Genomic DNA, 11155 nt, shown 5'->3' on the forward strand with positions numbered 1-11155 from the left:
AGGGGGTGGGGGTCAGCGCAGGTAGCGCTGGATGGCGTCGCGGATCTGCGCGGGCGTCATCGGCTCGGTCGACAGCGCGTTGTGCAGCGTGAGGCCCTCGATGAGCGCGTCGAGGCCCCGGGCGGTGTCGGCGTCGAAGTGGCGTTCCAGCGCCTGGCGGCTGCGGGCCATCCATTCCTGGGTGACGGCTCTCAGGACCGGGTTGCGCGCCGCGGCCACGTACAGCTCCACCGTGAGCACGAGGTCGCGCTGTGAGCCGAGCAGGTCGTCCGAGACCAGCGTGATGACGGCCTCGACCGCCGCGTCCCGGTCACGGGCGGCCGCCATCCGCTCGTCGAACACCCGGGCCACCGTGGCGGCGTACCGCTTGAACGCCTCGGCGAGCAGCTCCTCAAGAGAGGTGAAGTGGTAGGTCGTCGAGCCCAGCGGCACGTCCGCCACCCTGGCGATCTCCCGGTGGGTGGTTCCGGCGAGACCACGCTCGGCGATGACGGTGAGCGCGGCGTCGATCAGCCGGTCACGCCGGCCGGGGTCGTGGCGGCGGGCGCGCCGTGGCGCGGCCCCGCCGTCCCCGCCGGAGACACGACTCACCCCGCGCCCGGACCAGCGCCCGGACCAGCGCTCGGTCCGGCGGCCGGACCGGTGTGCTCGATCGTGCGGATCACCCGGGCCGGGTTGCCGGCCGCGACCACGTTGGGCGGGAGGTCGCGGGTGACCACCGCGCCGGCGCCGACGACCGCGTTCTCCCCGATCGTGACCCCTGCCAGGACGATCACGCCGCTGCCCAGCCAGACGTTGTCGCCGATGGTGATCGGCGCGGCGGACTCCCACTTCGCCCGGCGGAGGTCCGGGGCCACCGGATGGGTCGGGGTCATCAGCTGCACGTTCGTCCCGATCTGCACGTCGTCGCCGATGGTGATCGGCGCGACGTCCAGGGCGACGAGGCCGAAGTTGGCGAAGGACCGGGCGCCGACGCGGATGTGGCTGCCGTAGTCGACCCGCAGCGGCGGCCGGATCTCCGTGCCCTCGCCGACCGCGCCGAGCAGCTTGGCGAGCAGCCGCCGCCGCGTCTGCGGGTCACGGGCCGACGTGGCGTTGTACGCGTCCATCAGATCCGCGGCCCGCCGCATGTGCTCGGCCAGCTCCGGGTCGTCGGCGATGTACAGGTCGCCGGCGAGCATCCGCTCACGCATCGAGCGGCCGTCCGAATCATGCGTCATAAGGACGAGTGTACACATTATATGTACATTCGTACGTAAAGGATGTTTTCCCCGGTGGAAACGCGTCGGCGGGGGTGATCTACGTGGTCGGCACGGTGACGTCGTCGTCCCGTTCGACCTCGCCGAGGCGCAGCTCCGGCGGGCGGCGGGTGAACATCCGGGTCAGGCCGAGCAGGTAGACGAATCCGGCGCCGACCCAGGACAGCCCGACGACGAACGTGAGGCCGGACAGGCTGGTCCACAGCCAGAGGCAGAGCAGCACGCCGACGGCGGGCGCCACGCCGTACTTGACCAGGTCCGCCGGAGTCCGCCTGCCCTCGTTCACGACGTAGTGCTTGATCACCGAGAGGTTGACGAAGGAGAAGGCCACGAGCGCGCCGAAGCTGACCATGGCGGACGCCAGCTCCAGGTCGATGACCAGCGCCACCAGCGACAGCGCGCCGACCGCGAGCGTGGCGAGCACGGGGTTGCGGAGCCTGGGGTGCACGTAGCCGAAGAACCGCCGCGGCAGCACGCCGTCGCGGCCCATGGCGTACAGGATGCGCGAGACGCTCGCCTGCGAGGTCATCGCCGAGGCGAACGCGCCGGAGATGTAGGAGGCGGTGAAGAAGGCGGCCAGCAGCGTCCCGCCGACGTGCCGCATGACGTCCAGGGCCGCCGAGTCCGGGTCGGTGAACGACTGCCAGTCAGGGAAGGCCAGGTGGCCGACGTAGGAGATGACGATGAAGAAGACGCCGCCGGCCAGGGTCGTCAGCATGATCGCCCGGGGGACCCGCCGCCGGGGGTCGTGCGTCTCCTCCGACAGCGTGGAGACCGCGTCGAACCCCAGGAAGGACAGGCACAGGATCGCGGCGCCGCCGAGGATCGTCGACAGGTCGGTGCCGTCGCCGAAGAACGGCTCGGTGATCGACGGCATCGGTTCACCGGCGATGGCGCGCAGGGCTCCGGCCAGGAACACCACGACGAACACGACCTGGATCCCGATGAGCACGACGTTCATCCGGCTGACCATCCGGATGCCCAGCACGTTCAGCCCGGTGACCAGGGCGATCGCGCCGACGACCCAGACCCAGGCCGGGATCGCCTCGAAGGCCGCGTTCAGGTAGATGCCGATCACCAGGTAGTTGATCATCGGCAGGAACACGTAGTCCAGCAGCAGGGCCCAGCCCGCCATGAAGCCCAGGTGCGGGCCGAACGACTTCTGGGTGTAGGTGTAGGCCGAGCCGGCGTACGGATGCGCCCGGACCATCCGCCCGTAGCTGTAGGCGGTGAACAGCATCGCAACGAGGGTGACGACGTACGCGCCGGGCAGGTGGCCCTCGGTCATCTCGGTGACGATCCCGTACGTGGTGAACACCGTGAGCGGCACCATGTACGCCAGGCCGAACAGGACAAGCGAGGGCAGACCGAGCACCCGCCGCAGGTGTGGGGTGGGGGGTTGGCTGGACAAGGGTTCCTCCTCAGGGGCGTTCGTAGACGACGGACCCCTCGGTGATGGTGTAGTCGACGCGGGCGTCGGCGGCCGGGCCGGCGGCGCGGGCGAACAGGTTGCGGTCGAGGACGGCGAGGTCGGCGCGGTTGCCGACGGCGATGGTGCCGGCGTCGGCGTCGTGGTTGACGTACGCGGAGCCGGCGGTGAACGCGGCCAGCGCGACGGGCAACGGCAGCGCCTGCTCAGGCAGGAAGGGCGCGTTGTCCCGGTTCTCCGGGTCGACGCGGGTGACGGCGACCTCGATCTCCTCCAGCGGGTTGGCGGTGGTCACCGACCAGTCGCTGCCCATCGCCAGGGTCGCGCCGGAGCGCAGCAGGTCGCCGAAGGGGTACTGCAGGTCGGCGCGGTCGCGGCCGAGGAACGGCAGCGTCAGCTCCTCCATCTGCGGCTCCATCTGTGCCCAGTACGCCTGGCAGTTGGCCGTGACGCCGAGGGCGCGGAAGCGGGGGACGTCGTCGGGGTGCACGAGCTGCAGGTGCGCGATGTGGTGCCGGCGGTCGCCGGGGCCGTTGGCGGTCCTGGCGGCCTGCACGGCGTCGAGCGCGTTGCGCACGGCGCGGTCGCCGATCGCGTGCAGGTGCGTCTGGAAGCCGAGCCGGTCGAGCTCGGTGACCGCGGCGGCCAGCAGGTCGGGTTCGACGTAGGTCAGGCCGTGGTTGGCGGTGTGCCCGCCGCAGCCGTCGCAGTAGGGCTCAAGCAGCGCGCCCGTGTAGTTCTCCATCACCCCGTCGGTCATGATCTTCACGGTGGTGGGGCGGAACCGGGCGGTGCCCGTCTCCCTCTGGCCGAGGAACTCCGGGATCTGGTCCAGCCCGCGATGCCGGTCCCACCACAGCGCGCCCACGACGCGGGCGGTGAGCCGGCCGGCGGAGTCCAGGGAGCGGTAGGCGTCCAGGGTGGCCGGGGTGACCCAGGCGTCCTGCCAGCCGGTGATGCCGAGGGAGTGCAGGTGCGCCTGCGCGTCGAGGATGGCGTCCTCCCACTCCTCGCGGGAGGGCAGCGGGACGTGCCGGTCGTTGAAGGAGTAGGCCGCGCCCTCGTGCAGGGTGCCGGTGGGCTCGCCGGTCCGCGGATCGCGCTCGATCCGGCCGTCGGGCGGGTCGGGGGTGGCGGCGGTGATCCCGGCCAGCGCGAGCGCGGCGGAGTTCACCCACGCGCCGTGCACGTCCCGGTTGAACAGGAACACCGGCCGGTCCGGCACGATCGCGTCGAGGTCCTCCTTGCGCGGGGTGCCGCCGGGGAAGTACTCCATCGCCCAGCCGCCGCCGACGATCCAGGGCCGGTCCGGCTCCCCCGCCGCGTAGGCGGCGATGCGGTCGAGGTAAGCCTGCCGGCCCACCAGCCCGTTGAGGTCCACGTTCAGCCGGTTGCGGCCGGCGAACGGCGCGTGGACGTGCGCGTCCTGGAAGCCGGGCAGCACCATCCCGCCGCGCGCCTCGATCACCCGGGTGCGCGGGCCGACGAGCTCGCGGACGGCGGGCTCGCCCAGCGCGACGATCCGGTCCCCGCGCACGGCCACCGCGTCGGACCAGCTCCGTGCGGCGTCGACGGTGTAGACGTCGGCTCCGACGATCACGAGATCGGCGTGTGGGGTCACTCGGTGCACCTTCTTCGGGGTCAGAGGAAGTACAGGCGGGACAGGGACACCTGCTCGGCCGGTGCGGAACTGATGGGCTCGCCGTCCAGCCGGACGGCGCCGGTGCGCGGGTCGACGTGGACGTGGCCGGTACGGGCGTTGCGCACCATGTCGGGCAGGCCGATGCCGCGCGTGCCGCGTACGGGGACGCGGCGGCGGCGGGTGGGCAGCAGATCCGACCCCGCCTCGGCGGCGGCCCGGCTGACGAAGGCGACGGCCAGCTCGGCGGGGGCGGCCCCGTACCCGCCGAACTGCGGGCCGAGGACGAGCGGCTGCGCCTCGTCCACCGCCGCGTTCGGGTCGCCGGTCACGCCCCAGGCGGGGAACCCGGCCTTGAGCACCAGTTGCGGAGTGGCGGCGAACCTGGCCGGCTCCCAGAGCACGAGGTCGGCGAGCAGGCCGGGCCGCAGCGAGCCGATCTCGTGGCCGAGCCCGTGCGCGAGCGCCGGGTTGACGGTGAGCTTGGCCAGGTAGCGCAGGACCCGGGCGTTGTCGTGGCGGTCGTGCTCGGCCCCCCGCTCGGCCTTCATCTTCGCGGCCAGGGCGAAGGTCCGCCGGACCGTCTCACCGGCCCGGCCCATGCCCTGGGCGTCGGAGGAGGTGATGGGTATGACGCCGAGGTCGTGCAGCACGTCCTCGGCCCCCATGGTCTGCTCGCGAATCCGGTCGCGGGCCATCGCCTCGTCGCAGGGCAGGTCCGGAGAGAGCCCGTGGCAGGAGACGATCATGTCGTAGTGCTCGGCGACGGCGTCCCGGCCGAACGGCAGCGTCGGGTTGGTGGAGGAGCCGATGACGTGCGGCTGCCCGGCCAGGCTGAGCACGTCGGGCACGTGACCGCCGCCGCAGCCCTCGATGTGGAAGGCGTGGATGGTGCGCCCGTCCAGCACCGCCAGCGTGTCACGTACAGACAGGCTCTCGTTCAGCCCGTCGGTGTGCAGCGCGACCTGCACGTCGTGCTCCTCGGCCACCCGGAGCGCGGTGTCCAGCGCGCGGGCGTGCGCGCCCATGTCCTCGTGCACCTTGAACCCGCAGGCGCCGCCCTCGGCCAGCGCCTCGACCAGCGGCTCGGGCCGCGACGAGGAGCCGCGGGCGAGGAACCCGACGTTGACCGGCCAGGCGTCGAACGCGGCGAAGGCGGTGCGCAGCGCCCACGGCGAGTTCACCCCGACGCCCCACACCGGGCCGAACTCCTGGCCGAGGATGGTGGTCACCCCGGAGGCGAGCGAGGCCTCCATCACCCGCGGCGACAGCAGGTGCACGTGCGTGTCGATCACTCCCGCGGTGGCGATCAGGCCTTCGCCGCTGATGATCGTGGTGCCGGTGCCGGCCACCACCTCGACGCCGTCGAGGGTGTCGGGGTTCCCCGCCCGCCCGATCGCGCAGATGCGGCCCTCCCGGATACCGATGGAGGCCTTGCGCACCCCGAGCAGCGGGTCGAGGATCAGCACGTTGGACACGATCAGGTCGCACGTGTCGTGGGTCGAGGTGGCCTTCAGGTGCAGGCCGTCGCGGGCGGTCTTGCCGAAGCCGGCGAGGAACTCGTCCCCGCGCCGCTGCGCGTCCGCCTCGACCTCCACCACCAGCCCGGTGTCGCCGAGCACCACCCTGTCCCCGGTGGTCGGCCCGTACACCGCCGCGTAGCCGCCGCCGTTCACGGTCACTCCGATCCCAGGTAGCCGCAGGCCCGAGCGCGTTCCAGCGCCGCCTCCCGGGCGCCCGGGGCGTCCAGCGGCCCGTCCACGAGGCCGGCGAAGCCGACCACCACGCGCGCGCCGCCGATCGGCGCCAGCCGCACCCCGGTGGTCTGGCCGGGGTCGAACCGCGTCGCCGTGCCCGCCGGCACGGCCAGGTGGCGCCCGTAGGCGGCGGCCCGGTCGAACCGCAGCCGCGGGTTCACCTCGAAGAAGTGGAAGTGCGAGGTGACGCTGATCGGCACCGCCGCCGTGTTGGTGACCAGGACCGTCACAACCTCGTCGCCGTACGGCTCGGGACGGTCCGCCCCGGGCAGCAGGGCGCCCGGCCCGGCCGGGTCGGGCACCGCCGGGCCGAACGGGGCGGTGACCACGGCCAGCCGGGTCCCGTCGTCGAAGACCGCCTCGACCTTCACCTCGGTGACCACGTTGGTGACGCCGGGCAGCACGTCCTCGTGGGTCAGCACGGAGCGCCCGGCGGCGATCGCCTCGCTCAGCCGCCGGCCGTCACGGGCCGCCTCGCAGACCGTGTCCGCGATCAGCGCGGTGGCCTCGGGCACGTTCAGCCGCAGGCCCCTGGCCCGCCGCGCCCGCGCCAGCTCCGCCGCGGTGAACAGCAGCAGCCGGTCGCGTTCCGCAGGAGTGAGATGCACGACGACCCGCCTCCATGACCTGTAGGGAATCCGCCGAGGTGGGCATGATTAGAACACGTACAGGAACGTTCCTGCAATGGTCTGGAGAAACGTTCCTGCACAGGCGCGGGAACCACGGCCGCGACCGCCGTCGCGCGGGAGTACGGTTGCCCTTGATGAACGCGCCTCGACCGATCACCCTGCAGGACGTGGCCCGCGCGGCGGGGGTGTCGACGACGACCGTGTCCGACGCCCTGAGCGGCCGGGGCCGGCTGCCCGCCGCGACGCGCGAGCGGGTGGCCGCGGTCGCCCGCGACCTGGGCTACGTCGCCAACCGGAGCGCCCGCAACCTGCGCAGGGGCCGCACCGGGGCCATCGGCCTCTACTTCCCCGGCCGCACGATCGGTCTCGAGTACTACATGCACCTCGCCATCGGCGCCGCCGAGGAGGCCCTGGCCCACGATCTGGCGCTCACGCTCATCCCGGCGACGAAGGATCCGGGGCGCGCGCCGTCCCTCCACCTCGACGGCGTGGTGGTCTCCGACCCCGTGCTCGGCGACCCGATGCTGGAGACGCTGACCGGCCTGCGCGTGCCGATCGTCACCTGCGAGCGCGACCTGACGCCGGGCGCCCGGCACGCGGGCCGGGTCGAGTCCGACCACGCCGCGGCCACCCGCACGCTGCTCGGCCACCTGTCCCGCCACGGCGGCCAGATCGCGATGCTCTGCCCCGGCGAGGAGACCGCGTTCGGCCTGGACATCCGCACCGCCTACCAGGGGTGGTGCGCCGAGACCGGCCGGACGCCGCTGGTCTATGACGTGCCGCTGGTCTGCGAGCCGCAGGACGTCAGCCGCGCCGTGGCCGAGGCCCTGCGGGCGCCCGGCGGAGTCGAAGCGATCGTCTCCGTCCCCGACGGCGGCGCGAACAGCGCCGTGCAGGCCGCCTTCCAGCAGGGCCGCCACGTGCCCGGTGACCTGCGGGTGGCCTCGTACGTCGACAGCCCTTCCCTGCGCGGCCTGGCCACCCCCATCACCGCGATCGACATCGCGCCGCGCGAGATGGGCCGCCGGGCGGCGCGGATGCTCGCCGACCTCCTCACCGGCGCCGTCGCGCCGGGCGCGGTGGAGGTCCTGCCCACCCGGCTCATGGTGCGGGCCAGCACCTCACCGGCGGGCTGAACACGGCGCGGTACGGGCGAGCACGCCCAGCGGGTCGGCCAGCAGGCCGGAGAAGCCGAGTTCGGCGGCGCCGGCCAGCGTGGCATCGTAGCCCAGGGCCGACGTCCGCAGCCGTACCCGCTCCCGGGCGACGGGCAGCGCGTTGGCGGCGATGCGGGCGCGCACCTGTGCCGCCATGCCTGGATAGATCTCGCGCAACGTGCCGCCGAAGATGACCATGCCGGGGTTGAAGAGGTTGCACAGGTTCGCCACCCCGATGCCGAGCCAGTCGCCGATCCGGTGCAGCGCCTCCTGGACCGCCGGATCGCCGCGGTCGGCGTCGTCCGCCACCGCCCGCACGGCGTCGCGGCCGAACAGCTCGGCCGGTCGCCCGGCGGCGTCGAGCAGGGCCCGCTCGCCGACCTCCGCCTCCAGGCAGCCGTGCGAGCCGCAGCCGCACGGGCGCCCGTCGTACGGGTTGACCACCATGTGCCCCAGCTCGCAGCCGTATCCGCTGTCGCCGTCGAGCAGCTTGCCGCCGACGATGATGCCGCCGCCCACGCCGACGTCACCGTGGAGGTAGATCAGGTTCTGGAAGTTCGCGCCGGCTCCGCGCTGCTGTTCGGCGAGCGCGCCGAGATGCGCCTCGTTCCCCACCGACACCGGCAGGCCGAGCCCGAGGCGGCGCCCGAGCTCGGCGCCGAACGCCTGGTCGACCCAGCCCAGGTCGGGCCCGAAGCGCACCATGCCGTCGCCGGGCCGGATCATCCCGCAGTAGGACGCGCCGACCCCGACGCACAGCGCGTCAGGAGGAGCCTCCCCGTGCAGCCGGCGACCGAACTCGGCGAGCACCTCGACCACGCGGTCGAGGTCCGCCCCGGCGCGCGGGCGGACCGCCTCCCTGCGGTCGAGCACGATCCCGCCCAGCGCGACCCTGGCGGCGACCAGCCTGTCCACCGCCACGTCGAAGGCCAGCACGTACGCCCGGCCCGACTCGGGCCGGACCACGAGCGACGGCCGCCCCGCCCGACCAGTGCCTTGGGGAAGCTCCTCGCGCACCAGGCCGGCCCTGGTGAGCTCCGCTATCAGCGCCATGATGGTGCTGCGGTTGAGCCGCATCCGCTCGCTCAGCGCCGTACGGGAGACCGAACCGCCCAGGTGCACGTGTCGGAGCAGGGTGCCGACGTTGTTCCGGCGGATCTCCTCCTGAACCAACCTGACCTCCGCGATCGTCCGGCTTCCCAGTATCGCGGAGTATGCCCCGGAAGTGTGATCTTCGGCACCCGGACGGCCGGGGCGGCCGGTCCTCCGCCCGCCCCGCGGATACAGTGACCTGCCGTGGCCGGGGGCGCGACGGGACGCCGATCGTCGTCACCGTCCGGAGGGCACCGCGAACAAGAACGCCCGCATCGGGCAATCAGCGCCGACCCTCTTCTCGAGAAAGGCGCCGGATGCATGACCCTTCGTACCCCGCCACACGGCTGGCCGCGGAGCCGGACGACGCGTCGGTCATCGCGAACTCCCGGCACGAGCCGGAGTGGTTCTCGGTGATCTTCGACCGGTACTTCACCGCGATCCACCGCTACGCCGCCGCCCGGCTGGGGTCCGGCGCCGCCGACGACGTGGCAGCGGAGACGTTCCTGGCCGCGTTCGACCAGCGCGACCGCTACGACCTGACCCGCCCGGAGGCCAGGGCCTGGCTGTACGGCATCGCCACCAACCTCATCGGCCGCCATCGCCGCGGCGAGCTCCGCCTCTATCGGGCACTCAGCCGCTCGGCCGCCCGCGACGACGTGGAAGGCCACGCCGACCGCGTCACCGACCGGGTGACCGCCGAGCAGCTCAGCCCTCGGCTGGCGCGCGGCCTGCAGGGCCTGTCCCGGGGCGACCGCGACGCGCTGATGCTCGTGGCCTGCGCCGGCCTCAGCTACGCGGAGACCGCCTCGGCCCTGAACATCCCGATCGGCACCGTCAGCTCCCGGGTGAACCGGGCCAGGGCCAAGCTGCGCGAGGCACTGGGTCACGTGGCGAAGGAGGTCTGAATCATGGACGAGCTGCAGGAACTGCGCCGCTATCACGACGCGCTGCCGGAGACCTCCGCTGAGACCATCGGCGCGGCCCGGTCCCGCCTGGCGGATCACGCGCGAAGGCGTCCGCGGGCCCGCCGCCTCCGGCCGGTGTGGGGGCTGGGCCTGGCCGGGGCGGCCGCGCTGCTGGCCGTGGCCGCGACGATGGTTCCGGGCGTCACCCAGGAGAAGGGCGGCGAGGTCGCCGGGGCGCGGCACTCCCCCGCCGTCACCGAGCTCCGGTTGCGACCGGTGGCGAACGCCCAGGATCTGGCCGACAACGCGGCGGTGCTGGCCTCCGGCGAGCCCGGATGGAGTGCCGGCCCCGAGCAGTGGGGCTACGTGAAGAGCCTGCGGGCCCGGACACGGGTGGACGGCGGGCGCTGGCTGATCGGCAGGCCGGAGGTGACGAGCACCCACGAGCAGTGGCGGCGGCTCGACGACAAGGCGTTCGCCACCGTCGAGAAGGGCAGGCTCAAGGTCTCCAGGGGGTCGGAGTTCGAGGTGACCTACCCCTACCTGCTCTCCCTGCCGGCCGACGCCGGTCCCCTGCTGGCCCGCGTCTACGAGACCGTCGACACCGAGAACGCCAGGAATCGCGCCTCCTTCCTGCGCTCGGCCCGGGAACGTGCGGAGAACAGGGGCAAGACCCCCGAGGAGGCGAAGCGGCTGGCCGAGGAGTCGCTGCCCGCGTTCACCTCCCAGCACCGCGACCGGTGGGCGTTCCAGCTGATCGCGATGGGCATGAGGGAGACCGCGCTGCCGCCCAGGCTCCGCGCCGCCATGTACGGCGCGATGGCGAAGATCCCGGGCGTCCGCTACGAAGCCGAGGCCTCCGACCTGCTCAAGCGCCGAGGCGTCACCCTCTACCACGTCCTGGACGGCTACCTGCGCGACGAGATCTTCATCGATCCGAAGACCTGCGAGTATCTGGGCTACCGCACCCTCGTGGTCGAGGACCACGAGGACAGGCCTTTCGGGACCATGAAGAAGGGCGAGATCCATGACTGGGACGCCCTGATCACGGCGGCTGTCGTCGACAAGCCGGGGCAACGGCCCGGCTGACTCCGCGTGGACCGTGGGGCTCGCCCTACATCCCCGGCGGACTCAGCCGATGCGCCAGGTGTCGCCGCCCATCAGCAGATCGGCCAGATCACCCTGGCCCTTCTGCGCCACCGCTTCGTCGAGCTGGCTGGTCATCAGCGTGTCGTAGGCCGGGCGGTCCACGCTGCGGAAGATCCCGATCGGGACGTGGTCGAAG

At 72.9% G+C, this 11155-nt stretch carries 10 protein-coding genes; 3 read left to right on the forward strand and 7 right to left on the reverse strand.

Annotation, left to right across the window (positions count from 1 at the left end; translation table 11 throughout):
• Positions 1 to 12: 12 nt before the first annotated feature.
• The 6 genes from ACZ6YG_RS43630 to ureA all read right to left on the reverse strand — a co-directional run bounded on the left by ACZ6YG_RS43630 (position 13) and on the right by ureA (position 6692).
• Positions 13 to 591: a TetR/AcrR family transcriptional regulator gene (locus ACZ6YG_RS43630; RefSeq protein ID WP_148031102.1), complete on the reverse strand. Its 579-nt coding sequence runs from the start codon at positions 589 to 591 to the stop codon at positions 13 to 15.
• On the reverse strand, positions 588 to 1220 hold the full coding sequence (locus ACZ6YG_RS43635) for a sugar O-acetyltransferase (protein ID WP_466021251.1): 633 nt from the start codon (positions 1218 to 1220) through the stop codon (positions 588 to 590). The genes ACZ6YG_RS43630 and ACZ6YG_RS43635 overlap by 4 nt, the downstream gene beginning before the upstream one ends.
• A 79-nt stretch (positions 1221 to 1299) precedes the next feature.
• Positions 1300 to 2670 carry an APC family permease gene (locus tag ACZ6YG_RS43640; RefSeq protein WP_466021252.1) on the reverse strand — a complete coding sequence of 457 codons (1371 nt, stop codon included), beginning with the start codon at positions 2668 to 2670 and terminating at the stop codon, positions 1300 to 1302.
• Between the two features lie 10 nt (positions 2671 to 2680).
• Complete coding sequence (locus ACZ6YG_RS43645; protein WP_466021253.1) at positions 2681 to 4309, reverse strand: amidohydrolase; 1629 nt, start codon at positions 4307 to 4309, stop codon at positions 2681 to 2683.
• A 20-nt stretch (positions 4310 to 4329) separates the two neighbouring features.
• Positions 4330 to 6009 (reverse strand): urease subunit alpha, encoded by a 1680-nt coding sequence (locus tag ACZ6YG_RS43650; protein WP_466021254.1) that lies wholly within the window; start codon positions 6007 to 6009, stop codon positions 4330 to 4332.
• Entirely contained in the window at positions 6006 to 6692 is a 687-nt protein-coding gene (ureA, locus tag ACZ6YG_RS43655; RefSeq protein WP_219549592.1) for an urease subunit gamma, read from the reverse strand. Before ureA ends, ACZ6YG_RS43650 begins: the two co-directional genes overlap by 4 nt.
• A gap of 155 nt (positions 6693 to 6847) precedes the next feature.
• On the opposite strand from ureA, the gene ACZ6YG_RS43660 reads away from it, so the two are divergent.
• Positions 6848 to 7849, forward strand: a complete 1002-nt coding sequence (locus ACZ6YG_RS43660; protein WP_219549502.1) for a LacI family DNA-binding transcriptional regulator — start codon at positions 6848 to 6850, stop codon at positions 7847 to 7849.
• On the opposite strand, the gene ACZ6YG_RS43665 is transcribed toward ACZ6YG_RS43660, so the two are convergent.
• Positions 7835 to 9043, reverse strand: coding sequence for an ROK family transcriptional regulator (locus ACZ6YG_RS43665; RefSeq protein ID WP_466021255.1), 1209 nt, complete (start codon positions 9041 to 9043; stop codon positions 7835 to 7837). The two genes, ACZ6YG_RS43660 and ACZ6YG_RS43665, sit on opposite strands and share 15 nt — an antisense overlap.
• Positions 9044 to 9279: 236 nt before the next feature.
• Between ACZ6YG_RS43665 and ACZ6YG_RS43670 the strand changes: the two genes are divergently transcribed.
• Both ACZ6YG_RS43670 and ACZ6YG_RS43675 read left to right on the forward strand, forming a co-directional pair.
• Positions 9280 to 9870, forward strand: a complete 591-nt coding sequence (locus ACZ6YG_RS43670) for an RNA polymerase sigma factor (RefSeq protein WP_271279956.1) — start codon at positions 9280 to 9282, stop codon at positions 9868 to 9870.
• A 3-nt stretch (positions 9871 to 9873) separates the two neighbouring features.
• Positions 9874 to 10959: a CU044_5270 family protein gene (locus ACZ6YG_RS43675; RefSeq protein WP_466021256.1), complete on the forward strand. Its 1086-nt coding sequence runs from the start codon at positions 9874 to 9876 to the stop codon at positions 10957 to 10959.
• Positions 10960 to 11155: the final 196 nt, after the last annotated feature.

It is taken from the genome of Nonomuraea sp. NPDC054003 (assembly GCF_055585125.1).